The organism is Pseudomonas sp. Irchel 3H3, from assembly GCF_900187635.1.
Lineage (GTDB): Bacteria > Pseudomonadota > Gammaproteobacteria > Pseudomonadales > Pseudomonadaceae > Aquipseudomonas.
This window is the reverse complement of the sequence record NZ_FYEC01000038.1, coordinates 1-26,079: the sequence shown is the minus strand read 5'-3', so window position 1 is coordinate 26,079 and position 26,079 is coordinate 1. Positions and strand designations below refer to the sequence as shown.

Annotated in this window: 21 protein-coding genes; 12 read left to right on the top strand and 9 right to left on the bottom strand. The window is 61.7% G+C overall.

Annotated features, from left to right (window positions below; all coding sequences use genetic code 11):
- Positions 1 to 2: 2 nt before the first annotated feature.
- From CKW24_RS25410 to CKW24_RS25400, 3 genes are read left to right on the top strand one after another with little or no spacing between them, the layout of a single operon-like run.
- Positions 3 to 803, top strand: a complete 801-nt coding sequence (locus tag CKW24_RS25410) for a carbohydrate ABC transporter permease (RefSeq protein ID WP_095171355.1) — start codon at positions 3 to 5, stop codon at positions 801 to 803.
- Positions 804 to 813: 10 nt separating this feature from the next.
- Positions 814 to 1,086 (top strand): DUF2160 domain-containing protein, encoded by a 273-nt coding sequence (locus CKW24_RS25405; protein ID WP_095171353.1) that lies wholly within the window; start codon positions 814 to 816, stop codon positions 1,084 to 1,086.
- 46 nt (positions 1,087 to 1,132) lie between these two features.
- Positions 1,133 to 2,875: an ABC transporter substrate-binding protein gene (locus CKW24_RS25400; protein WP_095171352.1), complete on the top strand. Its 1,743-nt coding sequence runs from the start codon at positions 1,133 to 1,135 to the stop codon at positions 2,873 to 2,875.
- A gap of 223 nt (positions 2,876 to 3,098) precedes the next feature.
- On the opposite strand, the gene CKW24_RS25395 is transcribed toward CKW24_RS25400, so the two are convergent.
- Positions 3,099 to 3,788 carry a peptidase E gene (locus CKW24_RS25395; protein ID WP_095171350.1) on the bottom strand — a complete coding sequence of 230 codons (690 nt, stop codon included), beginning with the start codon at positions 3,786 to 3,788 and terminating at the stop codon, positions 3,099 to 3,101.
- 701 nt (positions 3,789 to 4,489) lie between these two features.
- Between CKW24_RS25395 and CKW24_RS25390 the strand changes: the two genes are divergently transcribed.
- Entirely contained in the window at positions 4,490 to 5,449 is a 960-nt protein-coding gene (locus CKW24_RS25390) for a tRNA-dihydrouridine synthase (RefSeq protein WP_095171348.1), read from the top strand.
- Positions 5,450 to 5,569: 120 nt separating this feature from the next.
- The gene (locus CKW24_RS25385; protein WP_095171347.1) at positions 5,570 to 6,016 is read left to right on the top strand and encodes an Hsp20 family protein; all 447 of its coding nucleotides are present in this window, start codon (positions 5,570 to 5,572) and stop codon (positions 6,014 to 6,016) included.
- A 67-nt stretch (positions 6,017 to 6,083) separates the two neighbouring features.
- On the opposite strand, the gene CKW24_RS25380 is transcribed toward CKW24_RS25385, so the two are convergent.
- From CKW24_RS25380 to CKW24_RS25345, 8 genes are all read right to left on the bottom strand, one after another.
- On the bottom strand, positions 6,084 to 7,016 hold the full coding sequence (locus CKW24_RS25380) for a phosphatidate cytidylyltransferase (RefSeq protein ID WP_095171345.1): 933 nt from the start codon (positions 7,014 to 7,016) through the stop codon (positions 6,084 to 6,086).
- Position 7,017: 1 nt separating this feature from the next.
- Entirely contained in the window at positions 7,018 to 7,638 is a 621-nt protein-coding gene (locus tag CKW24_RS25375) for a 1-acyl-sn-glycerol-3-phosphate acyltransferase (protein ID WP_095171343.1), read from the bottom strand.
- 9 nt (positions 7,639 to 7,647) lie between these two features.
- A complete protein-coding gene (locus CKW24_RS25370) occupies positions 7,648 to 8,103 on the bottom strand; it encodes a hypothetical protein (protein ID WP_095171341.1) in 456 nt (151 codons plus the stop codon).
- Positions 8,093 to 9,436: a phosphatase PAP2/dual specificity phosphatase family protein gene (locus CKW24_RS25365; RefSeq protein ID WP_095171339.1), complete on the bottom strand. Its 1,344-nt coding sequence runs from the start codon at positions 9,434 to 9,436 to the stop codon at positions 8,093 to 8,095. The genes CKW24_RS25370 and CKW24_RS25365 overlap by 11 nt, the downstream gene beginning before the upstream one ends.
- On the bottom strand, positions 9,433 to 11,190 hold the full coding sequence (locus CKW24_RS25360) for a bifunctional alpha/beta hydrolase/class I SAM-dependent methyltransferase (protein ID WP_095171338.1): 1,758 nt from the start codon (positions 11,188 to 11,190) through the stop codon (positions 9,433 to 9,435). Before CKW24_RS25360 ends, CKW24_RS25365 begins: the two co-directional genes overlap by 4 nt.
- A 10-nt stretch (positions 11,191 to 11,200) precedes the next feature.
- The gene (locus CKW24_RS25355) at positions 11,201 to 11,824 is read right to left on the bottom strand and encodes a CDP-alcohol phosphatidyltransferase family protein (RefSeq protein WP_095171336.1); all 624 of its coding nucleotides are present in this window, start codon (positions 11,822 to 11,824) and stop codon (positions 11,201 to 11,203) included.
- Positions 11,825 to 11,951: 127 nt separating this feature from the next.
- Positions 11,952 to 15,242, bottom strand: coding sequence for an EAL domain-containing protein (locus CKW24_RS25350; protein WP_095171334.1), 3,291 nt, complete (start codon positions 15,240 to 15,242; stop codon positions 11,952 to 11,954).
- A gap of 68 nt (positions 15,243 to 15,310) precedes the next feature.
- Positions 15,311 to 16,201 carry a LysR family transcriptional regulator gene (locus CKW24_RS25345; protein WP_095171332.1) on the bottom strand — a complete coding sequence of 297 codons (891 nt, stop codon included), beginning with the start codon at positions 16,199 to 16,201 and terminating at the stop codon, positions 15,311 to 15,313.
- A 147-nt stretch (positions 16,202 to 16,348) separates the two neighbouring features.
- Here CKW24_RS25345 and leuC point away from each other — a divergent pair, with 147 nt between their 5' ends.
- The 7 genes from leuC (at position 16,349) to CKW24_RS25310 (ending at position 25,792) form a co-directional block, all read left to right on the top strand.
- Positions 16,349 to 17,767 carry a 3-isopropylmalate dehydratase large subunit gene (leuC, locus tag CKW24_RS25340; RefSeq protein WP_095171330.1) on the top strand — a complete coding sequence of 473 codons (1,419 nt, stop codon included), beginning with the start codon at positions 16,349 to 16,351 and terminating at the stop codon, positions 17,765 to 17,767.
- Positions 17,768 to 17,778: 11 nt separating this feature from the next.
- On the top strand, positions 17,779 to 18,423 hold the full coding sequence (gene leuD, locus CKW24_RS25335) for a 3-isopropylmalate dehydratase small subunit (RefSeq protein ID WP_095171328.1): 645 nt from the start codon (positions 17,779 to 17,781) through the stop codon (positions 18,421 to 18,423).
- A gap of 136 nt (positions 18,424 to 18,559) precedes the next feature.
- A complete protein-coding gene (locus tag CKW24_RS25330) occupies positions 18,560 to 19,327 on the top strand; it encodes a class I SAM-dependent methyltransferase (protein WP_095171326.1) in 768 nt (255 codons plus the stop codon).
- A gap of 53 nt (positions 19,328 to 19,380) precedes the next feature.
- Positions 19,381 to 20,463, top strand: coding sequence for a 3-isopropylmalate dehydrogenase (gene leuB / locus CKW24_RS25325; protein WP_095171324.1), 1,083 nt, complete (start codon positions 19,381 to 19,383; stop codon positions 20,461 to 20,463).
- Positions 20,464 to 20,530: 67 nt separating this feature from the next.
- Positions 20,531 to 21,643 (top strand): aspartate-semialdehyde dehydrogenase, encoded by a 1,113-nt coding sequence (gene asd / locus CKW24_RS25320; RefSeq protein ID WP_095171322.1) that lies wholly within the window; start codon positions 20,531 to 20,533, stop codon positions 21,641 to 21,643.
- 203 nt (positions 21,644 to 21,846) lie between these two features.
- Positions 21,847 to 22,857, top strand: a complete 1,011-nt coding sequence (locus tag CKW24_RS25315) for an aspartate-semialdehyde dehydrogenase (protein ID WP_095171321.1) — start codon at positions 21,847 to 21,849, stop codon at positions 22,855 to 22,857.
- A 196-nt stretch (positions 22,858 to 23,053) separates the two neighbouring features.
- The gene (locus tag CKW24_RS25310; RefSeq protein ID WP_095171319.1) at positions 23,054 to 25,792 is read left to right on the top strand and encodes a FimV/HubP family polar landmark protein; all 2,739 of its coding nucleotides are present in this window, start codon (positions 23,054 to 23,056) and stop codon (positions 25,790 to 25,792) included.
- The last annotated feature ends 287 nt before the right edge of the window (positions 25,793 to 26,079 follow it).

The window sequence follows — 26,079 nt, the reverse complement described above, 5'->3', positions numbered from 1 at the left end:
ACATGAGCAAGACCAAGCTGCTGCCTCTGTTGCTCTACATCCTGTTCCTGCTGGTGCCGATCTACTGGTTGCTGAACATGTCGTTCAAGAGCAACACGGAAATCCTCGGTGGCCTGACCCTGTTTCCCCAGGACTTCACCCTGGCCAACTACAAAGTGATCTTCACCGACCCGAGCTGGTACACCGGCTACCTCAACTCGTTGTACTACGTGAGCCTGAACACGGTGATTTCCCTGAGCGTGGCGCTGCCAGCGGCCTACGCGTTCTCCCGTTATCGGTTCCTCGGCGACAAGCACTTGTTCTTCTGGCTGCTGACCAACCGCATGGCGCCGCCAGCGGTGTTCCTGTTGCCGTTCTTCCAGCTGTATTCGTCGATCGGCCTGTTCGACACCCACATCGCGGTGGCCCTGGCCCACTGCCTGTTCAACGTGCCGCTGGCGGTGTGGATCCTCGAAGGGTTCATGTCCGGAGTGCCGAAGGAAATCGACGAAACCGCCTACATCGACGGCTACAGTTTTCCCAAGTTCTTCGTCAAGATTTTCATCCCGCTGATCGGCTCGGGCATCGGTGTGACGGCGTTCTTCTGCTTCATGTTTTCCTGGGTCGAGCTGCTGCTGGCGCGCACCCTGACCTCGGTCAATGCCAAGCCGATAGCCGCAGTGATGACCCGCACCGTGTCGGCCTCGGGGATCGATTGGGGGGTGTTGGCGGCGGCCGGGGTGCTGACGATCCTGCCGGGCATGCTGGTGATCTGGTTCGTACGCAACCATGTGGCCAAGGGCTTTGCCCTGGGACGAGTGTGAGGAGCTGATGATGGAGTGGATGAACTGGACCCAGCCGACCGCGCTCTTCTTCGGCGCCATCGCCTTGCTGCTGGTGGGCATGACCACTTGGGAACTGCGTTCGCCGAGCATCGCCCGGCGCGGCTTTTTACCGATCAGCACCACCCGTGGTGATCGGCTGTTTATCGGTCTTCTCGGCAGCGCCTACCTGCATTTGCTGGTGATTGGCGCTACCGGCTGGAGCATCTGGGTGGCCACCGGCCTGTCCCTGGTGTGGCTGTTGGTCGTGATGCGTTGGGGCTAGCCGACACCCGGCAATCGTGCTCCGAAACCTAATACAGGAGGTCTCTATGTTCGAGAAAAACAATAAGCTGCGACATAGCATTTCAGTGGCAGCCATGCTGGCACTCAGCGGGTTGAGCGTTGCAGCCTGGGCCGATGCCTATGAAGACGCCGCGAAAAAATGGATTGGCAGCGAATTCAAACCCTCGACTCTCACGGCCGAGCAACAGCTGGAAGAGCTGAAGTGGTTCATCAAGGCCGCCGAGCCGTTTCGTGGAATGAAGATCAACGTGGTCTCGGAAACCATCGCCACCCACGAATACGAGTCCAAGGTGCTGGCCAAGGCCTTCAACGAAATCACCGGGATCAAGCTGACCCACGACCTGTTGCAAGAAGGCGACGTGGTGGAAAAACTGCAGACCCAGATGCAGTCGGACAAAAACATCTATGACGGTTGGGTCAACGACTCGGACCTGATCGGTACGCACTTTCGCTATGGCAAAACCGAATCAATCACCGACCTGATGGCCAATGAAGGCAAGGACTACACCTCGCCGACCCTCGATCTCAAGGATTTCATCGGTCTTTCCTTCACCACCGCCCCAGACGGCAAGATCTACCAACTGCCCGACCAGCAGTTCGCCAACCTCTACTGGTTTCGCGCCGACTGGTTCGAGCGGGCGGACCTGAAGGCCAAGTTCAAGGAAAAGTACGGCTACGAGCTGGGCGTGCCGGTGAACTGGTCGGCCTATGAAGACATCGCCAAGTTCTTCACCGAAGACGTCAAGGAAATCGACGGCAAGCGGGTGTATGGGCACATGGACTACGGCAAGAAAGACCCGTCCCTGGGCTGGCGGTTCACCGATGCCTGGTTCTCCATGGCCGGTGGGGGCGACAAGGGCCTGCCCAATGGCTTGCCGGTGGATGAGTGGGGCATTCGCGTAGAGGATTGCCACCCGGTCGGCTCCAGCGTGACCCGTGGTGGCGATACCAACGGCCCGGCGGCGGTGTTCGCGACACAGAAATATGTCGACTGGATGAAGGCCTACGCGCCACCGGAAGCGGCCGGCATGACCTTCTCCGAATCCGGGCCGGTGCCCTCCCAGGGCAATATCGCCCAGCAGATCTTCTGGTACACCGCCTTTACGGCTGACATGACCAAGCCAGGGTTGGCGGTGATGAACGCCGACGGCACGCCGAAATGGCGGATGGCGCCATCGCCGCGCGGACCGTATTGGGAAGAGGGCATGAAGCTGGGCTATCAGGACGTGGGGTCCTGGACGTTCATGAAGTCGACGCCGGAGAAACAGAAACTGGCGGCCTGGCTCTATGCCCAGTTCGTCACTTCAAAAACCGTGTCGCTGAAAAAGACCATCGTCGGCCTGACGCCGATTCGTGAGTCGGACATCAACTCCCAGGCCATGACTGACCTGGCACCCAAGCTCGGTGGCCTGGTGGAGTTCTACCGCAGCCCGGCCCGCGTGCAATGGACCCCGACCGGGACCAACGTGCCGGACTACCCGCGCCTGGCCCAGCTGTGGTGGAGCCACATTGCCGAAGCCGCCAGTGGCGAGAAAACCCCGCAACAGGCCCTCGACGGCCTGGCCAAGGACCAGGACGCCATCATGGCCCGCCTCGAACGCTCCAAGGTCCAACCGGTTTGCGGCCCGAAAATGAACCCGGAACGCGACGCGCAATACTGGTTCGACCAGCCGGGCGCACCAAAACCGAAACTGGCCAACGAGAAACCCAAGGGCGAGACCGTGAGTTATGCCGAGCTGCTGAAGTCGTGGGAGGCGGCGCGTAAGTAATTTGGCTTGATAAACGAACGGCGCCGCAACGGTGCCGTTTTTTTGTGCGCCAGGATAGCGCTTCCACTCGGAAGTGAAAAACACCTGCGCGCTGGGTAAAGAGGCGCACTGTAAATCCAGAAGCGTTTACGCATACGGTAGTTTTATTGGCCATTGCAAGGTAATTGATGAGGGTGATGTTGAGTCTGAGTGTCGGCGCGACAATATCGTGGGCATTTTGGGTTCACAGTGAACGGACATGTGGGTATGCCGTATTGATGTAATAGCTGTTGCGTAACATCTCGTTGCGGATTGTTTTATGGTATTTGCCATTTTTGAAGTGGAGCGCAATGCCATCATCTACTGCATAGGCAGGGTGAATGTTTTTTGAACGCACTAACTCGACGAAGGATGCATGTCGTTCGGCCTCTGAGCTGAAGTGCGGACATAGTGCTCCGGAGAGTAACCCTAGGCCGTTGATCAGTGCGTATTCTCCTCCAGAGTCCGAGTGTCCGTAGTCGAACCAACAAATTGCTCCGGCGCTGACACCACAGAGAATTTTACCGTTTACCCACGCTTTTCTCAGACAGTCGGTTACACCGAATTCCCGCCAAATGGCGAGCATTGCTCTCGTGTTGCCACCAGCGACGTAGATAATGTCAGCTTGGTCTATCAATGATGAAATATGTGCTGCGTGCGTGAACGGCGGTATGAAAAATGTCAGTTGAATGACAATGCAGCCTGAACTTTCATATTTGTTAAAGAACTCGCGGGCCTTGATCGGATCGTCACCATTGGCTGTTGAAATAAAAAGAATCGTAGGGTTGGCCTTTTCTGATAGTGATCGTATGTATTCATCAATAGGCGTCATGTACTTTCGTTCTTCAGGTGATTCGCCTCCGATGACAATAATGTCTCTATTGGTTTTTGTCATGTTGTCTATCCTGTATGTGAAGTTTTATGTGTATTTATGTTGTTTCAGGTGTTGGAGGTGGCTCCGTAAGTTTGCGTTTTTGGTGGGTTAAAGTTGGCTTGATGTGGTGATGTTGTTTTCTGTTTTAAGGTGCGTGGTCGATGAAATTCAGTTGTTTCGCTTTCGTGAGTCATTAGTCTTGGATGGTTTTCTATGATGTCTCGTTCTGTGTTTTTAAGGTGGATACGTTGAGGTTTTGATTTGTTCATAATGCAAGTTTGACTATTCACGATTGTCGAGAGTTTGTGGAGTCGGCTTTATCCTGTGTTATCGCTCTACTTTCCTCTTGTTGTGAGGGATGAGTCCTACAATGTGTTTGGTCTATTCGGCTTTTTAGGCCTGCAGCGTAAGCACGCCACAATGCTTGATTTAGACTCCCCCTCCAGGTGACTTCTGATGCTGTACATCATTTTCTTTTCTAGAAAATTATCCAGTTCGCGAACCGAGCCGTAACTGCCGTCACGCATGTTCATCCACTAACTGGGCGTCGGAGTAAATGCATATGAAAGTGCTTTTACTTTGCCAGCCCGACTTTCTTTGCGGCGTGTCGACGGTTTAACTCGGCTTTTTCGTCGAAACGACGCGAAACCGTCTACCGGTACGGCATGCCCTGGTCGGCGAAACCGGCTAAACTGCCGCACGATTTTTGTTGAGTGTTTTCCATGCAAATTGCCTTGGCGCCCATGGAGGGGTTGGTCGACAACATCCTGCGGGACGTGCTGACCCGGGTTGGCGGTATCGATTGGTGCGTGACCGAGTTCATCCGGATCAACGATCAACTGCTCACGCCTGCCTATTTTCACAAGTTCGGACCTGAATTGCTCACCGGTGCCAAGACCGCAGCCGGCGTGCCGCTGCGTGTGCAATTGCTCGGTTCCGATCCGGTGTGCCTGGCGGAAAACGCGGCGCTGGCCTGTGAGCTGGGCTCGCAGGTGATCGACCTGAACTTCGGTTGCCCGGCCAAGACCGTCAACAAGTCCCGTGGCGGTGCGGTATTGCTCAAGGAGCCTGAGCTGCTCAATCAGATCGTCGAGCATGTGCGGCGTGCGGTTCCGGCGCACATTCCGGTGACCGCCAAGATGCGCCTGGGTTTCGATAGCCCGGACGGTTCGCTGGTGTGTGCCACCGCACTGGCCGAAGGCGGCGCCGAGCATATCGTGGTGCACGCGCGGACCAAGATGGATGGCTACAAGCCGCCGGCGCATTGGGAGTGGATCCCGCGGGTGCAGGAGGTGGTCAAGGTGCCGGTGTTCGCCAATGGCGATATCTGGAGCGTCGACGACTGGCGCCGCTGCCGCGAGATCAGTGGAGTGGAAGACATCATGCTGGGTCGCGGCCTGGTGTCGCGCCCGGACCTGGCGCGACAGATCGCTGCCGCGCGGGCGGGTGAAGAGGTGGTGGAGATGACCTGGGCCGAGCTGTTGCCGTTGATCCAGGAATTCTGGCTGCAGGCCAAGGCGCAGATGACCGCGCGCCAATCGCCGGGTCGCTTGAAGCAATGGCTGGCGATGTTGACCCGCAATTATCCCGAGGCGGTGGAGCTGTTTACCCTCATGCGCCGGGAGACGGAACTGGACCAGGTCTCGCGTTTGCTGGGTTTGCAGGTTGCGGAGGCGGCCTGAAAAAAACTGCAGAAAACCTCTTGAAATGCAATCAGCGGTCCCTATCTAAGGGTTACGCGATGCCGAATTCGGGTCGCGGAGACAAAAAACCTTGCTGATTGTTTTCAGGAGATTTGAACCATGAGTACCGCATTTTCCCTGGCTCCACTGTTCCGTTCTTCGGTAGGTTTCGATCGTTTCAACGATCTGTTCGAGTCTGCGCTGCGCAATGAGCCCGGCAGCAGCTACCCACCCTACAACGTTGAAAAACACGGTGACGACCAATACCGCATCGTCGTGGCGGCAGCCGGCTTCCAGGAAGAAGACCTGGAACTGCAAGTCGAAAAAGGCGTGTTGACCATCAGTGGCGGCAAACGCGACAGCAACGACAGCGTGACCTTCCTGCACCAGGGCATCGCCCAGCGCGCTTTCAAACTGTCGTTCCGCCTGGCCGATCACATCGAAATCAAGGCCGCGGACCTGCGCAATGGCCTGTTGAGTATCGACCTGCTGCGCATCGTGCCGGAAGAGGCGAAAGCCAAACGCATCCCGATCAACGGCGAGCAAAAACCAGCACTGCAGCACTGAGTCACCGCAATGAAGAAGGGCGCCGATGGCGCCCTTTTTTATCGGCTGTCTGTAGGAGCCGCCGGACTCACGTCCATCCATACCGCACCAGGTGAAAGAAGATCGGCGCGGCGAAGCACACCGAGTCCAGGCGGTCGAGCATGCCGCCGTGGCCTTCGATCATGTGCCCCCAGTCCTTGACGCCACGGTCGCGCTTGATCGCCGACATCACGATGCCACCGGCAAACCCCAGCAGGTTGATCAGCAGGGCGATCAGGAACGACTGCCAGGCATTGAACGGGGTAATCCAGCACAACGCGGCCCCGATCACGGAAGCCAGGAGGATACCGCCGACAAAACCTTCGACAGTCTTGGACGGCGACAGGTTGGGCGCGATCTTGTGTTTGCCAAACAGTTTGCCGCAGACGTACTGCAACACGTCCGACATCTGCACCACGATGACCAGGTAGGCGATCAGCAGCAGGTTGCGGCCCTCGTATCCAGCAATGTCCAGGGTCAGCAGGGCGGGTACGTGGGACACGCAGAACACCGCAATCATCAGCCCCCATTGGACCTTGGAGGCGCGCTCGAGAAAGTGCGTGCTGTCCCCGCCCAATGACGCGAGGATCGGCAGCAACAGGAATACGTAGACCGGAATGAAGATCGAGAACAGCCCGTACCAGTCGAAATAAATCAGCAGGTACTGCAGCGGCAGCGCCAGGTAGAAGGCCGCCACCAGGGCCGGGTAGTCGCTGCGCCGGGTCGGGGTGAGGGTCATGAACTCACGCAGGGCGTAGAAGGATACGGCGTAGAACAGCAGGATGACCGCGCTGGTGCCGAGCCAGAAAGCGATGCCGATCACCGCCACCATCACCCACCAGGCGTTGATCCGCGCGTTGAGATTATCGATCACCGGGTCCGGTGTACCGCGCTTGCGTAGCTTGAGGATCCAGCCGATCAGCGAGGCGAGCAGCAGGAAAGCACCAATCCCGCCAAACAGCATCAGGGTTTGTCTGTCCATGTCAGGCCGGCTCCTCAGCCAGGTCCAGCAGCGCTGCACGGCTGCGCTGGAGAAACTGTTCTTTGCTTTCATCAATATCGAGGGTCAGCGCCGCGCCAAAACGGGTGGTGCATAGCAAGGGCAGCGGCAGGAACCGGCCCTTGGGCATGACGCGGTTGAGGTTGGCGATCCACACCGGCACCAGCTCGACCTCGGGGTGTGCTTTGGCCAAGTGATAGATCCCGCTTTTGAACGGCAGCAGGCCGTCCGCGAGGTTACGTGTGCCTTCGGGGAAGATGATCAGTGAGTCGCCGTTGGCCAAGGCCTCGAGCATCGGCAGCAAGGGGTTGTCAGTCGGTTCCTTGCGCTCACGGTCGACCAGCACGCCATTGAACACACGATTGATGATGTAGCGGCGCAGCGGGGTGGTTTGCCAGTAATCGGCGCCCGCCACCGGCCGGGTCATTTTGCGCAGGGCCGGGGGCAGCGAGGCCCAGAGCAGCACGAAGTCGCCATGGCTGCTGTGGTTGGCGAAGTAGATGCGCTGCACCGCTTGCGGCGCGCAACCGAGCCACAGGCTACGGGCGCCGGTAATGGTGCGTGCCGCGGAGGTGATGAGGGTGGCGACCAAGGGTTCGAGCATGAAAGTTCCTTATTCAGCGAAGGCCAGCCAGGGGCCGGCCAGGATGAAGCCCAGTGTCAGCAGCACCTGCACCGCCACCAGTAGGGCCTGGCGCCGAAGCAGGTTGAGGGCGCCGCCGGTACGTTCGCTCCACAGGCGACCACCCCGCGCGGCAGGTTGCAGGCCGAGGGCGGCGAGGGCGTGATCCAGGGCCTCGGTACGCAGGGGCAGGGGTTGATTGCCGTCGGCTATGCGCTGGAACAGTTCCGCGTCGAGCGCGACCCGCACGGCCCAGTATTTTTGCAGCACGCCCAGTACCAGCAGGGCGGCACTGCACAGCACCGCCCAGACACCGGGGCTGGCCAACAGATACTGGCTCAAGCCCAGCAAGGCGCCGACCAGCGCGAGGCCGGTGGACAGTTGATCCAGGGAGGCCCCGCGGCGCAGCAGGCTGGCGGTCGTGTGCAGTTCCATGTCAGTGGTCATGGGCAGGCTCCGTGCTCAAGCACAAGGGTGTCAGGGCGACTCGGTGGGCCTGGCGCAGGACGATGCCCGGGCGGGCTCGTTGCAGTTGCAGGAGCGCTTGATCGAGGTTGGCAGCCCTGCCGCTGCGCAACAGCCAGGCGGCCACCGCAGTGGCACTGCGTGAATAACCGAGGGCGCAACAGACCAGCAGCGGACCGTGCTGGCGCAGGTCTTCGATGGCCTGCGCGGCTTCCAGGCATTGCGCGGTGGTGGGGGCGGTCAGGTCGAGCACGGGCAGCGAGCGGTAGGCCAGGTTTCCCGGGTCCAGCGACAACTCGGCACACAGGTCGAGCACCGCCTTGAACGGGCTGTCCTGCAGTTCCCGGCGGGTCGGCATCCGCCCCAGCCACACGCCATCGAGCACAAGGTCGGGCTGCGGATGGTGGCGCGTCCACCCGCGTGAGTTGAGCCAGGCCGCGGCCAGGTAGGGCGCCAACAACCAGCGTGCGGCCCAGCTCAGGCGCCCGTCGGCGCGCTTTTGAAAACCATTGACGTCCAGCACCGCGTAATTCAGCGCGACCAACAGCAAGGCCAGCGCCGGCCAGAGCAACCACAACCCGCCGCCACCGATGCGCCAGGCCAAGAGACCCAAGATCCCGGCACCTGCCAGGTAGCACAGGCTGAGTTTCCAGCGTTGGCTGTCGCGGGCCAGCCGGGCACTGCACAGCGGACTCGGGCGATCCAGCGGCCACAGCCAGACACACAGCCAGCCGAGCAAGGCGCCCGTGGGCAAATCGATGAAGTGATGCTGGTAGGTGGTCAGCACCGACACCCCGATCAGGCCAAACCAGACATGCATCAACCCGCGCCAGAGGCCCGATAGATGTCGCTGGTAGCAGGTCCATAACACCACCAGCAGGGCAATGTGCAGGGAGGGAGCCTGATTGAACGGTTTGTCGAAGCCGGCCAGGACCTCGAACAGCCAGCCGAAAACCCCATCGAGTTCGGGCCGTTCGAAGGTGAAGCGTAATGGCCACAGCAGAAAACAACTGACCGCGATCAGTTGCGCGGTCAGCAGGCGAAAGGCATGGCGCTTGAGCTCCTGGCGAGTGTCGGGTAGCAGCAACGACAGGCCATACAGTAGGTCGATCGACCAATAGGGCACGATGGTCCACGCCCAGAACGGCATGTGGTTTTCCCAACCAAATACCAGGCTGCCGACTTCGGCGCGCTGGGTAGTGGCCCAGGTGGCAAAGCCGTAGGTGGCAAAAAACAACGGTGCCAACACCAGCAGCCAGAGCACCGCGGGCTTCAACAAGCCGGGTTCACGCTGCCCGGTGATGGCGTTGCTCATGCCTGCACGCGCTGGGCCAGGGCGACGCTGAAGATGCCCCACTCATCGACCCGCTGGGTGATTTTGCGAAAACCTGCGGCTTCCACCAACTGGTCCATTTCTGCCTGGCTGCGGCGGCGCATGACCCAGGCCTGGCCTTCGCGGTGGCTGGTCAGGGCGCGGGCAATCAGTTCCAGTTGCGGGTGCCAGGGTTGGCCGGTGTAGACCAGGTAACCGCCGACGGGCACCGCGTCCGCCAGACCCGCGAGAGAGCTGCCGACCCTCTGGTTGTCGGCGAACAGTTCATACAGGCCGGACACCACGGCGAGGGTCGGTTGCGGGTCGAGGGCCGCCAGGTCGGCGCGGTCGAAGGCATCGGCCTTGATGAAACGGGCGATGTTTTCCAGGCCCTTCTCGCGGATCAACGCACTGCCGTCGCGCACGTTGATGTCGCTGTAGTCACGCAACAGTATTGATTCGGGCAGCGGGGTAACCCCCTGCAAGGCTTCGAGAATGTAGCGTCCGTGACCGGCGGCGATGTCGACGATCCGCACCGCGCTGCCTTGCTCGCGCAGTTGGGCGATCGCCTGGCGCAGCAGTTCCTCGACATGCAGTTTGCGCTGGCGAATGCCGCGCCAGCCGATCGACTCCAGGTAATTGCGGTCGATCATCCGCCCGATCGCAGAGGTGCCAGTGGGGGTGTTGCGGTAGACGTAGTCCAGGGTGCTGCCGGAGTCGAAACCGGTGTCGAAACCCAGCTTGACCCCGCTCGACAGTCGACTGCCCAAACGCATGCTGGCGCGGGTCATGCGCCAGTAGCGGTCGCGCAGGGAGTTGTGCGGCAAGGGCGCGGCCAGGGCTTCCGATTCGGCGCACGTCAGGCCCAGGCGGTCGGCGGCCAGCAGCGAAGGGCGTGCGAGCGGTTGCTGGAAGTTCTGCACTATGAAGCGCCGGGCACTGGCGACGGCGATAGCGCGACGCTTTTCGCCGAGGGTGTCGTGGAAGAAGCCCGGCAGGATGTGTTTTTCCTTGTGCAGGCTGCCCAGGCGCTCGAAGAACTGCTCCTGTGGTTGGCGATGCACCACGAAGTCGGCACCAGAGATCAGGAGCTGGGTGGGCACCTGAATCGCCTGGGCATCGGCCACCACGCGCTCGGCGGCGTCATACAGGCCGAGCAGTACATTCACTGAAATGGCTTTGGTGATCAGCGGGTCGCTGTCGTAGGAGGCCACCCGTTCTGGGTCATGGCTGAGAAAGCGTGCCTTGACGTAGCTGTTGACGAAGAAGTTACCGCGAAACCGCCGCATCAGGGCCAGCCCCTGGCGGGCGAAGGGTACGTAGAGCTTTACTTTGAACGCCGGCGACGCCAGCACCAGTGCGCGGATGCGTGGGGCGTAGTCGTGGACCCAGGTGGCGACTATCACCGCGCCAACGCTCTGGGCAATCACGGCCATGTCCGACTCGGCGATCTGGTAGGTCGCCTGCAGGTGATCGCAGAACGTCTGCACGTCACGCACGCTGGTGGCGAAGCTCGGGCTGTCGCCGCGTTCGCCCGGGGACAGCCCATGGCCGCGTGAGTCCCAGGCAAAAAAATCCACTTCAGGCAGGTCCAGTTCGTCTGCCAGATGGGCGATGCGCGCGGAATGTTCATGGCCGCGGTGGAACAGCAGCACGGCTTTGCGCGGTTCGCCGGGTGCCGGGGTGCCTGGCCAGTAGCGATAGAACAGTTGCACACCGTCGTGGGTGGTGAATGTCTGGTGCTGGGCTTGGCGCATGACAGCTTCCTTAGACTGAGGGGGCGTTTTCCTGGACTTCCTTGATACCCTGGCGGACCCGGTTGAACAGGGTGTAGGCCAGCAGGACTGCGATCAGCGCGAACACCCCGTTGATCCACGGGGCGCTGGCCCAACCCAGGGCGATAGCCATGGCCAGTATCCCCAGCACCAACGCCCGGTCGCTCTTGCCCATCGGCCCGTCATAACGCCGCGAAGCACCGATCATCGGGCCCAATACGCCGCTGTATTCGCTGAACACCGCAAGCAGGGTGACCAGCATTACCAGCAGCAGGCTGACGTCGGCGATCAGGGCGAAGGGCAGGATCAGTGCGCAGTCGGCGACCACGTCGCACAGCTCATTGAGATAGGCCCCCAGCGGTGATTGCTGGTTGAACTCGCGGGCGAGCATGCCGTCGATGGCGTTGAGGGCCATGCGCAGCAGCATCCACAGGGGAATCAGGGCGAACATCCAGGCGTGCTGGGCAAACGCGCTGATCGCGACCCCCACCAACACCGAACCGAGGCCTGCCAGCAGGGTGATCTGATTGGCCGTGGTGCCGTTGGCGAACAAGCGCCGGACCAGCGGTCGCAAGCAGTTCTGAAACGCAGGTTTGAGCTGATAGATGCTGGGCACGGCAAGGAGTCTCGGCGAGGGAGCGTGCGGCAAGGCAATGCCGGGAAATATGAGGTGTGAGTGTAGATGGCTTCTGGCTTCTGGCCGCGCGGGACAAGCTAACCGGTGAGTGCGACCTCGCCACCGGTTATTGCAACAGCAACTGAAACTCCTCCACCGGCAACGGCCGGCTATGCAGGTAGCCCTGGTACAAGTGACAGCCCAGGCCCTGCAAAAACTCAAGCTGTTCCGGGGTTTCCACGCCCTCGGCGATGACTTCCAGTCCCAGGCTGCGGGCCATGGCGACGATGGCGCGGATGATTTCGGCGTCGTTGGGGTCGCTGGTAGCGTCGCGGATGAACGACTGGTCGATTTTCAAGGTGTCCACCGGCAGGCGCTTGAGGTAGGTCAGCGATGAGTAGCCGGTGCCGAAGTCGTCCATGGCAAAGCTGACGCCGAGTTTTTTCAGGCGGCGCATTTTGCTGATGGTGTCCTCCAGGTTCTGGATCACAATGCCTTCGGTGATTTCCAGTTTCAGCAGCGAGCAGGGCAGGCCGTGGCTGCTGAGGCTGCGCTCGATGCGCTCGACGAAATCGGCCTGGCGGAACTGTCGCGGGCTGATATTCACGCACAGGCTGAAGTTCAGCGGATCGACCTTGCCCCTGGCGATCAGTTGCTTGAAGGCCTGGCAGGCTTCATCGAGGATCCAGGTGCCGACTTCGAGGATCAGACCGCTGTCTTCCAGCACCTTGATGAACTCGTTGGGCGACTGGGCGCCCAATTGCGGGTGGTTCCAGCGCACCAGCGCTTCGGCGCCGACGATGCGCTCGCCGCGGGCATCGACCTGGGGTTGGTAGTGCACCCGGAACTCTCCCCGTGACAGGGCCAGGCGCAGGTCGGTTTCCATGCGCAAGCGCTCGCTGGCGGCCTTCTGCATAGTGTTGTGGTACATCTGCGTGGTGTTGCGCCCCGAGTCCTTGGCTCGATACAGGGCAATATCCGCGCGCTTGAGCAGGTCGGTCGGGGTGGAGCCGTGGTCGGGAATCAAGGCCACGCCGATGCTGGGGGTGACCTGCAGGCGGTGACCGTCGAGGAACATCGGCTCCGACAGCAGTTCGCGCAGGGTGTCGGCCAGGTCCCGCACCTGATCGCTGACTTCATTGCGCGAGCCTTCCAGGCCACTGAGCAGGACCACGAACTCGTCACCGCCCAGGCGGGCCACGGTGTCTTCCATGCGTACGCTGGCTTCCAGGCGCGCGGTGATGATCTTCAGCACCGTATCGCCCACCGGGTGGCCCAGGGAGTCATTGATGTGCTTGAAGTGGTCGAGGTCGAGGAACAGCAGCGCGCCGCGCAGGTTGTGGCGCTTGAGCAGGGCGATCTGCTGGCTCAGGCGGTCCATCAGCAGGGCGCGGTTGGGTAGGTTGGTCAGGGAGTCGTGGTAGGCCAGGTGACGGATCTGCGCTTCGGCATTCTTCAGCAGGCTGACGTCCCGCGCGGTCAGTAGCAGGCAATCGGTTTCATTGAGGGTGATCGGTTCCACCGAAACCTCGACGGTGAGCAACTGCCCGCTCTTGTTGCGCCCGAGCATTTCCAGGTGGTGCACCCGGCCCTTGAGTTGCAGCTCCGCCAGCAGCATCGAGCGCTGTTTTTCTTCGGCCCAGATTCCGACCTGGTACACGGTTTTGCCGACCACTTCCTCGGCACGGTAGCCGGTCAGACGGCAGAAGCCGTCGTTGACCTCCAGGTAACGCCCAGTGTCGCGTTCAGTGATGGTGATGGCGTCGGGGCTGGAGTGAAACGCCTTGGCGAATTTCTCCTCACTGGCCTTGAGCGCGGCCTCCGAGCGCTGTTGCTGGGTTATGTCGCGCAGGGTGGTGACGATGCACGGTTGTTCGCCGACGCTGATCTGCCGGCTGGAAATCACGCAGGTCAGGGACTGGCCGTCCTTGTGCTGGACCATGATCGCCACATTGTTCAGGCCCTGTTCGCGGATCACCTGTTCGATCCGCCGCAGGCTTTGCGCCGAGGCGTCCCACAGGCCGATGTCGTCGGCGCTGCGGCCGATCACGTCGGCGGCGGTCCAACCGAAGGTCTGGGTGAAGCTGTTGTTGATTTCGATGAACTGGCCGCTGTCCTGGCGGGTCACGCAGATCGGGTCCGGGCTGACCTGGAACAGAGTGGCGAACTTCTCTTCGGAAGCCACCAGGCGCTGCTCGCGCTCCACCTGGTCGGTGATGTCCAGCAAGGTCCCGGCCATGCGCAAGGGCTGGCCGTCTTCGTCGCGGTACAGGCGCGCGCGGCTTTCCAGGTAGCGTGAGGTGCCATCGGCCAACTGCACCCGGTAAGTCAGTTGATAGTTGCCGGCCGGACCTTCACGCAGGCTGCGGTAGGCGTCGCGCATGCTGTCGCGCTCTTCGCCGGGAACCCCTTCGAAAAACTCCTCGAAGGATTCATGAAATGGGATGGGTTCCAGCCCGTGCAGTTGGGCGGCCCGCGCCGAGCCATAGAGCATGCCGCTGGGGATGTGCCAGTCCCAGGTGCCCAGTTGGGCGGAATCCAGGGCCAGGTCCAGGCGCTCCTGGCTGTCCTTGAGCGCGTCTTCGGCGATTTTGCGTTCGGTGGTGTCGAGAAAGGTGCTCAGCAGGTAGGGCTGGCCTTCGAGTTCGACCTTCTGCGCGCTGAGGATACCGTCATGGATCTGCCCATTGCTGGCGCGGAACTGCACTTCCATGCTTACCAGTTCGCCCTTGGCCTTGGTCGCCTTGACCAGCTTGGCCCGCTGCTCGGGGTGCACCCACAACCCCAGTTCCAGAGTGGTACGACCAATGGCGTCCTGTACCGGCCAGCCGAACAGGCTCTCGAAATACTGGTTGGCCTCGGTGATCAGGCCGTCTTCCTGGCGGGTCAGCAAGACCATGTTGGGGCACAGGTGAAACAGCGTGGCGAAGCGTTTTTCCGAACTGCTCAGGGCCTGTTCGCGCTGGCGCTGATGGGTGATCTCGCGGATCACCCCGATCATCCGTGGCCGGCCCTGTTTGTCCGGCAGCAGGCTACCGCTGATTTCCAGCCAGTGCAGGCTGCCATCCGGCCAGCGGATGCGGTGGTGCATCACTTGTTCCAGGGGCGCGCCGGCGATCACCGCATTGAACGCACGCAAGGTCTTGGGCCGGTCCTCGGCGGGCAGCAGGTCGAGGTATTCAAGGTCGGCCGGCAAGGGTTTGCGGGGGTCGAAGCCGAACAATGCCTGGGTGCCCCGCGACCAACTGATCAGCCCGCGCTCGATGTCCCAATACCAGGCACCCAGGCGCGCGCCGTTGAGCGCCGCCAGCAACTGCGGAGCGCTTTCCCAGCTTTGCTCCGAAGTTTGGGGGTCAAGCGCCTGGATACGCGGCATCAATGGCGTATGGGGACGAGGGCGGTCAACAGATTTCGGCATTGGCAGCAGGCCTTGGGCTGAATGGGGCGTTAGGCACGGGTTTTGCGGCTCTATAGGAGTAGCACAAGTTAGCCATCAGTCCCTGGCAAATCGATCTGTGCGTCCAGCAAAGCCATGAAGGCCCGCGCGGCATTCGACAACGTCCTTTCGGTGTGCACGATATAGCCTAGCTGGCGAGTGAGTTGTATGCCCGGCAATGGGATGCGCGCCACCTGGTCGTCGAGCATGGTGCGCGGCAGGACGCTCCAGGCCAGGCCGATGGACACCATCATCTTGATGGTTTCCAGGTAATTGGTGCTCATGGCGATGTTCGGCGTCAGTCCCTGGGCCTCGAACAGGCGCTGGACGATGTGATGGGTGAAGGTGTTGCCGCCGGGGAAGACCGCCGGGTGCAGGGCGATGTCGGCCAGGCTGACCGCGCCATTGCTGATCAGCGAATGCTCGGGGGCCACCACGAAATCCAGCGGGTCGTCCCAGACCGGGGTGGCCTTGACCAGGGTGTGGGGTTCCGGGGCCAGGGTAATCACTGCCAGTTCAGCGCGGCCGTGAAGAATTTCCTCATAGGCCACTTCCGAGTCGAGGAACTGGATGTCCAGCGCCACCTCGGGGTATTGGCGGGTGAACGCCCTTAATAAGGGTGGCAAGCGATGCAGGCCGATGTGGTGACTGGTGGCCAGGGTCAGGCGACCGGTGACCTCGCCGGTCAGGTTGGTCAGGGCGCGGCGGGTGTCATCCAGCACGTTGAGGATCTGGTAGGCCCGCGGCAGCAGGGCGCGCCCGGCTTCGGTCAGGCCCACTTCGCGACCCAGGCGATCAAACAGGCGCACCTTGAGCTGTTGCTCCAGGCCGGCGATGCGTTTGCTGATGGCCGGCTGGGTCAGGTGCAGGCGTTCACCGGCCCCGGAGAAGCTGCCGGTCTCGGCAATGGCAATAAAAGCATTGAGGTTGGCCAGGTCCATGTTCGTATTCCAGTTGGTTATCCAAAGCATAAAAAATATGAATTTGAGTTATTTAATGTAACCCCATAGGATCGACCTCACAAGCCAAGGGGTTATTGAGTCGATCAAGGCCCAGGGCATAGAAACAAGCTGATGAGGAAACGTCTGATGGCCGGCAAAACGCTCTACGACAAGCTCTGGGATTCGCATTTGGTCAAGCAGCGCGACGATGGTTCGGCGCTGATCTATATCGATCGTCACATCATTCACGAAGTGACCTCGCCGCAAGCCTTTGAAGGCCTGCGTCTGGCCGGGCGCAAGCCGTGGCGCATCGATGCCAACATCGCGACCCCGGACCACAACGTACCGACCACCCCGGAGCGCAAGGGCGGCATCGAGGCGATTGTCGACCAGGTCTCGCGTTTGCAGGTTCAGACCCTCGACGACAACTGTGACGAATACGGCATCGTCGAATTCAAGATGAACGACGTGCGCCAGGGCATCGTCCACGTCATCGGCCCGGAGCAGGGCGCCACCTTGCCGGGCATGACCGTGGTCTGCGGCGACTCCCATACCTCGACCCACGGCGCCTTTGGGGCCCTGGCCCACGGCATCGGCACCTCCGAGGTCGAGCACGTGCTCGCCACCCAGTGCCTGGTCGCCAAGAAAATGAAGAACATGCTGGTGTCCGTCGAAGGCACCTTGCCGTTTGGCGTGACTGCCAAGGACATCGTGCTCGCCGTGATCGGCAAGATCGGCACCGCCGGCGGTAATGGCCATGCGATCGAATTCGCCGGTAGCGCGATTCGTGACCTGTCCGTTGAGGGCCGCATGACCATCTGCAACATGTCCATCGAAGCTGGCGCTCGCGTAGGTCTGGTGGCAGCGGACGAAAAAACCGTGGCGTACGTCAAGGGCCGTCCTTTCGCCCCGAAAGGCGCGGAATGGGACTTGGCGGTCGAAGCGTGGAAAGACCTGGTGTCGGACGCCGATGCCAAGTTCGACACCGTCGTTGAACTCGACGCGACCCAGATCAAGCCACAAGTCAGCTGGGGCACCTCGCCTGAGATGGTACTGGCGGTTGATCAGAACGTGCCGGATCCGGCCAAGGAAATGGACCTGGTCAAGCGCGATTCCATCGTCCGTGCCTTGAAGTACATGGGTTTGACCGCCAACCAGGCGATCACCGACATTCAGCTGGACCGCGTGTTCATTGGCTCCTGCACCAATTCGCGGATCGAAGACTTGCGCGCGGCAGCCGTGATCGCCAAGGGCCGCAAGGTGGCCTCGACCATCAAGCAAGCCATCGTGGTCCCGGGTTCGGGGCTGGTGAAGGCCCAGGCGGAATCGGAAGGCCTGGACAAGATTTTCCTCGAGGCCGGTTTCGAATGGCGTGAGCCAGGCTGCTCGATGTGCCTGGCGATGAACCCGGACCGTTTGGAAAGTGGCGAGCATTGCGCGTCCACTTCCAACCGCAACTTCGAAGGCCGTCAGGGCGCCGGTGGTCGTACTCACCTGGTAAGCCCGGCGATGGCCGCCGCGGCCGCTGTCAACGGCCGTTTCATTGACGTCCGCGAATTGATCTGAAGGAGCGCAGCATGAAAGCTTTTACCCAGCACACTGGTCTTGTCGCGCCTCTGGATCGTGCCAACGTGGACACCGACCAGATCATTCCCAAGCAATTCTTGAAGTCGATCAAGCGCACCGGTTTTGGTCCGAACCTGTTCGACGAGTGGCGCTACCTCGATGTAGGGCAGCCGTACCAGGACAACTCCAAGCGTCCGCTGAACAAGGACTTCGTGCTCAACGCCGAACGTTACCAGGGCGCCAGCGTGTTGCTGGCCCGTGAGAACTTCGGTTGCGGCTCGAGCCGCGAGCATGCGCCGTGGGCCCTGGAAGAGTACGGCTTTCGCAGCATCATCGCGCCGAGCTACGCCGATATCTTCTTCAACAACAGCTTCAAGAACGGCTTGTTGCCGATCATCTTGAGCGACGCTGAAGTCGACGAACTGTTCCAGCAGGTGGAAAGCACGCCGGGCTATCAGTTACAGGTCGACCTGCAGGCCCAGACCGTGACCCGTCCCGACGGCAAGGTGCTGAACTTCGAGATCGACGCCTTTCGCAAGCACTGCCTGCTCAATGGCCTGGATGACATCGGCCTGACCTTGCAGGACCACGAGGCGATTGCCACGTTTGAGGCCAAGCACCGGGCGAGCCAGCCTTGGTTGTTTCGCGACGCTTGATTTTGCGTAAGGCGTAAAGACGCCATCGCGAGCAGGCTCACTCCTACATTTGAAATGCGTTCCCCTGTAGGAGCGAGCCTGCTCGCGAAGAGGCCCGAATGAACACCCCAAGACTCACCCCTAAAAGGAAGTCCCCATGACCAGCACCGCCCAGCACACCCAAGTCGTACAAAAGCAATTCGGTGAACAGGCTGCGGCCTACCTGAGCAGTGCCGTGCACGCCCAGGGCACTGAGTTCGCGCTGCTCCAGGGCGAAGTGGCAGGGCGCGGTGATGCGCGGGTACTGGACCTGGGCTGCGGCGCCGGGCATGTGAGCTTTCATGTGGCCGCGCTGGTCAAGGAAGTGGTGGCCTACGACCTGTCGCAGCAGATGCTCGATGTAGTCGCCGGCGCCGCGGTTGAGCGTGGCTTGAGCAACGTATCGACAGTCCTGGGCGCCGCCGAGCGGTTGCCGTTCGCCGATGCTGAATTCGACTTCGTCTTCAGCCGGTATTCGGCGCACCATTGGAGCGACCTCGGCCTGGCCCTGCGCGAAGTGCGGCGGGTTTTGAAGCCGGGCGGGGTGGCGGCGTTCATTGATGTCTTGTCGCCGGGTAGCCCGTTGTTCGACACTTACCTGCAGAGCGTCGAAGTGCTGCGCGACACCAGCCATGTGCGCGATTATTCCGCCGGCGAGTGGTTGCGCCAGGTCAGTGAGGCGGGGTTGTTTGCCCGAAGCACCAGCCGTCAACGGCTGCGCCTGGAATACAGCTCCTGGGTCGAGCGCATGCGCACCCCTGAAGTGATGCGCGGGGCGATCCGCGAGCTGCAGCAGGCAATGGGTAGCGAAGTGCGCGAGTATTTCCAGATCGAAGCCGACGGTTCGTTCAGCACCGACGTGCTGGTGTTGATGGCCGAACGCTAGAATTTTTCCGGGCGTGCCTCGTATGGCGCGCCGACTGATGACATGAGGAACCCATGAGCAAGCAGATTCTGATTCTCCCAGGCGACGGTATTGGTCCGGAAATCATGGCCGAAGCGGTCAAGGTGCTGGAGCTGGCCAGCGACAAGTTCGCCCTGGGCCTGGAACTGAGCCACGACGTGATCGGCGGCGCGGCCATCGACAAGCACGGCGTACCGCTGGCGGACGAAACCCTGGAGCGCGCGCGCGCGGCCGACGCGGTACTGCTGGGCGCCGTGGGCGGCCCGAAATGGGACACCATCGAGCGTGACATCCGCCCTGAGCGCGGCCTGCTGAAAATTCGTGCGCAACTGGGCCTGTTCGGTAACCTGCGTCCGGCGATCCTTTACCCGCAACTGGCCGAGGCTTCCAGCCTGAAGCCGGAAATCGTTGCCGGCCTGGACATCCTGATCGTTCGCGAACTGACCGGCGGCATCTACTTCGGCGCGCCACGCGGCACCCGCACCCTGGAAAACGGCGAGCGCCAGTCCTACGACACCCTGCCGTACAGCGAAAGCGAAATCCGCCGGATTGCCCGTGTCGGTTTTGACATGGCCATGGTCCGTGGCAAGAAGCTGTGCTCGGTGGACAAGGCCAACGTGCTGGCGTCCAGCCAACTGTGGCGTGAAGTGGTCGAACAGGTGGCCAAGGATTACCCTGAGGTCGAACTGAGCCACATGTACGTCGACAACGCCGCCATGCAACTGGTGCGTGCACCCAAGCAGTTCGACGTGATCGTTACCGACAACATGTTCGGCGACATCCTGTCCGACCAGGCCTCGATGCTCACCGGCTCCATCGGCATGCTGCCGTCGGCGTCCCTGGACACCCACAACAAGGGCATGTACGAGCCTTGCCACGGCTCGGCGCCGGACATCGCAGGCCTTGGCATTGCCAACCCGCTGGCGACCATTTTGTCGGTGTCGATGATGCTGCGCTACAGCTTCAACCAGCAAGCGGCGGCCGCTGCCATCGAGCAGGCGGTCAGCCTGGTCCTGGACCAGGGCTTGCGCACTGGCGACATCTGGTCGACCGGTTGCACCAAAGTCGGAACGCAGGAAATGGGCGACGCAGTAGTCGCGGCGCTGCGGAATCTGTAATCTCTCGGGCCCCGCTTGTTGCTGATGCCGGCAAGCGAGCCCACTTTTTGTAAAAGGTGTAGTTGCGATGAAACGTGTAGGTCTGATCGGTTGGCGCGGTATGGTCGGTTCCGTGCTCATGCAGCGGATGCTGGAAGAGCAGGATTTCGATCTCATTGAGCCGGTGTTTTTCACCACTTCCAATGTCGGTGGCCAAGGCCCGTCCGTGGGCAAGGATATTGCTCCGCTCAAAGACGCTTACAGCATTGAAGAGCTCAAGACCCTCGACGTGATTCTGACCTGCCAGGGTGGCGACTACACCAGCGAAGTCTTCCCCAAGCTGCGTGAAGCCGGTTGGCAGGGCTACTGGATCGATGCCGCTTCCAGCCTGCGCATGCAGGATGACGCGGTCATCGTGCTGGACCCGGTCAACCGCAAGGTCATCGACCAGCAGCTGGATGCGGGCACCAAGAACTACATCGGCGGCAACTGCACCGTCAGCCTGATGCTGATGGGCCTGGGTGGCCTGTTCGAAGCCGGTCTGGTGGAGTGGATGAGCGCCATGACCTACCAGGCGGCCTCCGGTGCCGGCGCGCAGAACATGCGTGAGCTGATCAAGCAGATGGGCGCGACCCACGCCGCGGTTGCCGATGAACTGGCCAACCCGGCCAGCGCCATCCTCGACATCGACCGCCGTGTGGCCGAAGCCATGCGCAGCGACGCCTATCCGACCGAGAACTTCGGTGTACCACTGGCCGGCAGCCTGATCCCGTGGATCGACAAGGAACTGCCGAACGGCCAGAGCCGTGAAGAGTGGAAGGCCCAGGCCGAGACCAACAAGATCCTCGGTCGCTTCAAGAGCCCGATCCCGGTGGACGGTATCTGCGTGCGGATCGGCGCCATGCGCTGCCACAGCCAGGCGCTGACCATCAAGCTGAACAAAGACGTGCCGATCGCCGATATCGAAGGCTTGATCAGCCAGCACAACCCATGGGTCAAGCTGGTACCGAACAACCGCGACAGCAGCATGCAGGAGCTGAGCCCGACCAAGGTCACCGGCACCCTGAATGTACCGGTTGGCCGTCTGCGCAAGCTCAACATGGGCACCCAGTACCTGGGCGCGTTCACCGTCGGTGACCAGTTGCTGTGGGGCGCGGCCGAACCACTGCGGCGCATGCTGCGGATCCTGCTGGAACGTTGATCGGTTGAAGTTGTGAAAGAACCCGTGCCTTGCGAGAGGCGCGGGTTTTTTTTTGCCGATCGAAAGTCCGTCATCGCGGGCATGCGTTGAACCCTGTGGGAGCGGGCTTGCCCGCGATGGAGTCGATACAGACACTGCATAATTGCCTGTGCGCCACCCACCCGGTAAAGTGCCGCTCCCCCCGTTTCGCCTGAGGTAGAACCATGAGCCAGTCCTTTGATATCGCCGTTGTCGGCGCCACCGGTACTGTCGGCGAAACCCTCGTCCAGATTCTCGAAGAACGCGACTTCCCGATCGCTAACCTGCACCTGCTCGCCAGCAGCGAATCGGCCGGGCATTCGGTACCGTTTCGTGGCAAGAACGTGCGGGTGCGGGAGGTCGATGAGTTTGATTTCAGCAAAGTCCAGCTGGTGTTCTTCGCCGCAGGCCCAGCGGTCACCTTGAGCTTTGCCCCGCGTGCGACGGCCGCCGGCTGCTCGCTGATCGATCTGTCAGGAGCCTTGCCGGCCGAGCAGGCGCCCCAGGTGGTGCCGGAGGCCAATGCCCAGGTGCTGGCCAGCCTGAAAAAACCGTTCCAGGTCAGCAGCCCGAGCGCCTCGGCCACCACCCTGGCAGTGGTGCTCGCGCCGTTGCGCGAACTGCTGGATGTGCAGCACGTGACCCTGACCGCCAGTCTGGCTGTGTCCACCCAGGGCCGCGAGGCGGTGACCGAGTTGGCCCGGCAGACCGCCGAGCTGTTGAATGTGCGTCCATTGGAGCCGCGCTTTTTTGATCGGCAGATGGCATTCAACCTGCTGGCACAGGTCGGCACGCCGGATGCTCAAGGCCACACCCTGCTGGAAAAACGCCTGGTCCACGAACTGCGTGCAGTCCTCGGACAGCCTGCATTGAAAATTTCCGTAACCTGCGTTCAAGCCCCGGTGTTTTTTGGCGATAGCTTTAGCGTGACCCTGGCGTCGGCCAAGCCGGTTGACCTGGCGGCGGTGAACGCTGCGCTGGAGGTTGCCGAGGGTGTCGAGCTGGTGGAGGCGGGCGATTACCCGACTCCAGTCGGCGATGCGGTTGGCCAGGACGTGGTCTACGTCGGTCGGGTTCGCAGCGGGGTCGACGACCCGACGGAACTTAATTTGTGGCTGACGTCAGATAACGTGCGCAAAGGCGCAGCGCTCAACGCGGTGCAAGTGGCCGAGTTGTTGATAAAAGCCCTTGTGTAAAAGATACTTGGCAACAATTTTCAGAATGATTCTAGCTGAGCGCTATGCTTGCAAGCGGAGCGCCTGCGGGGGCTCCCTGGCGTGTCAGTGAAATAATCGCGTACAGCCTCATCCGAGGCCTGTGCGCAATGCCTTGTGGCAGCGACAAACAACACCTTCTCGCTGGCCGAGGAATGTTCAAACAAAGGATGAGGCTATGGTTCAAGTTCGCAAACTGGTGTTAGCAATAGCGGCCGCCTCGGCGCTGTCCTCCGGTATGGCGCATGCCCTTGGGCTCGGGGAACTGACCCTGAAGTCGACCCTGAACCAACCGTTGGTGGCCGAGATCGAGTTGCTCGATGTCAAGGACCTGACGGTGGCCGAAGTGGTGCCGAGCCTGGCCTCAGCCGACGACTTCGCCAAGGCCGGCGTGGATCGCCAGGCGTTCCTCAATGACCTGACCTTTACCCCGGTGCTCAATGCCAATGGCAAGAGCATTCTGCGGGTGACCTCCAGCCAGCCATTGTCCGAACCCATGGTCAAGTTCCTGGTCCAGGTGATGTGGCCCAACGGCCGCCTGCTGCGCGACTACAGCGTGCTGCTCGACCCGTCCAAGTTCTCGCCGCAAACGGCCGAGGCTGCCGGGCAAGCCGCGCCGGCGATCAATGCGCCAGTCACCGGGGCGACAGCACAACACACCACCGTGGCCCGCGACACCCTCTGGGAAATCGCCGCCAAGGCACGCAACGGCGGTTCGATCCAGCAGACCATGCTGGCAATCCAGGCGTTGAACCCCGATGCGTTCATCGATGGCAACATCAACCGCTTGAAGGCCGGCCAGGTCCTGCGCCTGCCGGATGCCACGCAAATCACCCAACTGCCGCAGACCCAGGCCATTGCCGAAGTGGCTGCGCAGAACAAGGCCTGGCGCCAGGGCCGTCGGTATGTGCCACGGACCCAGGCCCAGCAACTGGATGCCACCGGTCGTGCACCTGACGCTGCCGCGGCGCAGGGTGCGGCCCGCGACAGCTTGAGCCTGGTCTCGGCCGAGTCGGGCAAAAACACCGGTAAAGGCGCGGTCGGCGACAGCAAGGGCATCAGTAACAAACTGGCGGTGACCCAGGAAAGCCTGGACACCACCCGGCGCGACAATGCCGAGCTGAAAAGCCGCGTGGCCGACCTGCAAAGCCAGATGGACAAGCTGCAACGCTTGATCGAACTGAAGAACAATCAACTGGCCAAGTTGCAGGCTGAAGGCGGCGCGACGCCTGAAGCGGCTGCGTCCGAGGCGCTGCCTGCTGAGTCCGTACCGGCCACTGCGCCTGCAGCGACTGACGCTGTACCGACTGCCGCCCCTGGCGAAACACCTGTCAAGACGACACCTGAGCAAACCTACAACGAGCTGCTGACCAGCCCGCTGTTGATGGGGCTGATCGGGGGTGGCGCGATTGTCCTGGCGTTGCTGCTGTTGCTGCTGGCCCGCCGGCGCAAGGCGCAGCAGGAAGCCGAGAAGCATGTGCGCATGGCGCGTGCGTTGGCCGAGGAATCGGATTTCAACGAAGACCTGGATCTGCCGGAGAGCAGTTTCGAAGGCCTCGAAGAACCAGCCCCGACTGCCAAGTTGGCCACCGCGCCGACGCCAGCGCCGGTCGTTGCGGCAGTTGTTACCCCGGTGGTAATGACCACGCCGATTGCCGCGCCATTGGTGGCGCCGGCCGGCGAGCGGGCGGACGACGTGCTGGGCCATGCCCAGGCCCATATCGATGAGGGGCGCCTGAACCAGGCCGCCAGCCTGCTCGAGGAAGGCATCAAGCAAGAGCCACAACGCAGCGAGCTGCGCCTCAAGCTGATGGAAGTCCACGGCATGCAGGGCGATCGCGATGCGTTCGTGGTGCAGGAGCGCCAGCTGGTTGCCAATGGCAAGAACTTTGCACAAGTCGAAGAGCTCAAGAGCCGCTTCCCGGCCATGGCGGCGGTCGCTGCAGTCGGTGGTATCGCTGCCGCGGCGGTAGCGGCCGAGCTGGATGCGCAGTACGTCAAGGACCTGCTGCTGGACGAGCCGCAAGAACCTGCGCCGAGCGCTGAAGAACCGGCGCTGGACGATGATTTCGACAGTGCCTTCGACCTCGATCTGGACGCACCACAGGCCGCCCCGCAAGTAGAGCCGGCTGCAGCAGTGACGGCGCTGGAAGATGACTTCGACAGCGCCTTTGATCTCGACCTGGATCAGCCCGAGGAGCCGGTTGCGGCACCGGTTGCGCCAGCAGAAGTTGCGCTGGATGACGACCTCGATGCTGCCTTCGATCTCAGTCTGGATGAACTGGAGGCGGTGTCGCCGGCCGTGGTCGCGACCGAACCGGTTGCCGAGCTGGAAGACTTCCCGCTGGACGACGATCTGAGTTTCGAGTCGCCGGCTGAGGCGCCGCAAAGCCCGGCCGACCTGGCGGATTTCGACCTGGACCTGGCTGGCGATGTACCGGAGTCGGTCCTGGCTGAGGACGCCGCGGTCCTGGGCCTGGACGATGAGCCCCAGGACCTGGCCGTAAGCGAGGAGCCGGCGGTAGCCGAAGTGACGCCTGACGACCTGGAGTTGCCGGCGGATTTCGACCTGTCCCTGGCTGATGAGATGGATGCACCCGCCACATCGGATGATTTCATCACCGACCTGGATGATGTTCACGCTGAGCTGGACCGTTTTGCCGAGGATCTCGAACATCCGCCTATCGGCGAGCCGAGCTTCACCGCCGAAGACGCGGCGCTGGCGATGGACAACGACGAACCGGAGTTTGACTTCCTGTCGGGCACCGATGAAGTCGCTACCAAGCTGGACCTGGCCCAGGCCTACATCGACATGGGCGACAAGGACGGCGCGCGGGATATTCTCGGTGAGGTCCTCAGCGAGGGCAACGACGGGCAGAAGGGTGAAGCCAAGGAGATGCTTGCTCGTCTGGTGTGATTGAGCAGCTCTGGAAGCGGTAAACCTGTGGGCATATCCGTTGGTGGGGTCGGGGCGGCTTATGGTTCCGCCTGACGGCGGCTCACTTTTGAACAGCGCAAAAGTAAGCAAAACGCTCTTTCCCCACCACTCGGCACCTCGCCTGGGCTCGGTGTGCCCTCACTCCGGCTTGAATCCGTGGGCCGCCGCCACGCGCCATCCATGGCGCGGGGCGGCTAACCCGGCGTCCTGCCGGGTTACCCACGGCTTCAAGCCTGCGTTCGGCCAGCGTGGTTAACGGGGCGCCC

Excerpts from the sequence above, each read along its gene's own strand:
- CKW24_RS25410 (WP_095171355.1), top strand. The coding sequence starts at position 3 with ATGAGCAAGACCAAGCTGCTGCCTCTGTTGCTCTACATCCTGTTCCTG.
- CKW24_RS25405 (WP_095171353.1), top strand. The coding sequence starts at position 814 with ATGGAGTGGATGAACTGGACCCAGCCGACCGCGCTCTTCTTCGGCGCC.
- CKW24_RS25400 (WP_095171352.1), top strand. The coding sequence starts at position 1,133 with ATGTTCGAGAAAAACAATAAGCTGCGACATAGCATTTCAGTGGCAGCC.
- CKW24_RS25395 (WP_095171350.1), bottom strand. The coding sequence starts at position 3,788 with ATGACAAAAACCAATAGAGACATTATTGTCATCGGAGGCGAATCACCT.
- CKW24_RS25390 (WP_095171348.1), top strand. The coding sequence starts at position 4,490 with ATGCAAATTGCCTTGGCGCCCATGGAGGGGTTGGTCGACAACATCCTG.
- CKW24_RS25385 (WP_095171347.1), top strand. The coding sequence starts at position 5,570 with ATGAGTACCGCATTTTCCCTGGCTCCACTGTTCCGTTCTTCGGTAGGT.
- CKW24_RS25380 (WP_095171345.1), bottom strand. The coding sequence starts at position 7,016 with ATGGACAGACAAACCCTGATGCTGTTTGGCGGGATTGGTGCTTTCCTG.
- CKW24_RS25375 (WP_095171343.1), bottom strand. The coding sequence starts at position 7,638 with ATGCTCGAACCCTTGGTCGCCACCCTCATCACCTCCGCGGCACGCACC.
- CKW24_RS25370 (WP_095171341.1), bottom strand. The coding sequence starts at position 8,103 with ATGACCACTGACATGGAACTGCACACGACCGCCAGCCTGCTGCGCCGC.
- CKW24_RS25365 (WP_095171339.1), bottom strand. The coding sequence starts at position 9,436 with ATGAGCAACGCCATCACCGGGCAGCGTGAACCCGGCTTGTTGAAGCCC.
- CKW24_RS25360 (WP_095171338.1), bottom strand. The coding sequence starts at position 11,190 with ATGCGCCAAGCCCAGCACCAGACATTCACCACCCACGACGGTGTGCAA.
- CKW24_RS25350 (WP_095171334.1), bottom strand. The coding sequence starts at position 15,242 with ATGCCGAAATCTGTTGACCGCCCTCGTCCCCATACGCCATTGATGCCG.
- CKW24_RS25345 (WP_095171332.1), bottom strand. The coding sequence starts at position 16,201 with ATGGACCTGGCCAACCTCAATGCTTTTATTGCCATTGCCGAGACCGGC.
- leuC (WP_095171330.1), top strand. The coding sequence starts at position 16,349 with ATGGCCGGCAAAACGCTCTACGACAAGCTCTGGGATTCGCATTTGGTC.
- leuD (WP_095171328.1), top strand. The coding sequence starts at position 17,779 with ATGAAAGCTTTTACCCAGCACACTGGTCTTGTCGCGCCTCTGGATCGT.
- CKW24_RS25330 (WP_095171326.1), top strand. The coding sequence starts at position 18,560 with ATGACCAGCACCGCCCAGCACACCCAAGTCGTACAAAAGCAATTCGGT.
- leuB (WP_095171324.1), top strand. The coding sequence starts at position 19,381 with ATGAGCAAGCAGATTCTGATTCTCCCAGGCGACGGTATTGGTCCGGAA.
- asd (WP_095171322.1), top strand. The coding sequence starts at position 20,531 with ATGAAACGTGTAGGTCTGATCGGTTGGCGCGGTATGGTCGGTTCCGTG.
- CKW24_RS25315 (WP_095171321.1), top strand. The coding sequence starts at position 21,847 with ATGAGCCAGTCCTTTGATATCGCCGTTGTCGGCGCCACCGGTACTGTC.
- CKW24_RS25310 (WP_095171319.1), top strand. The coding sequence starts at position 23,054 with ATGGTTCAAGTTCGCAAACTGGTGTTAGCAATAGCGGCCGCCTCGGCG.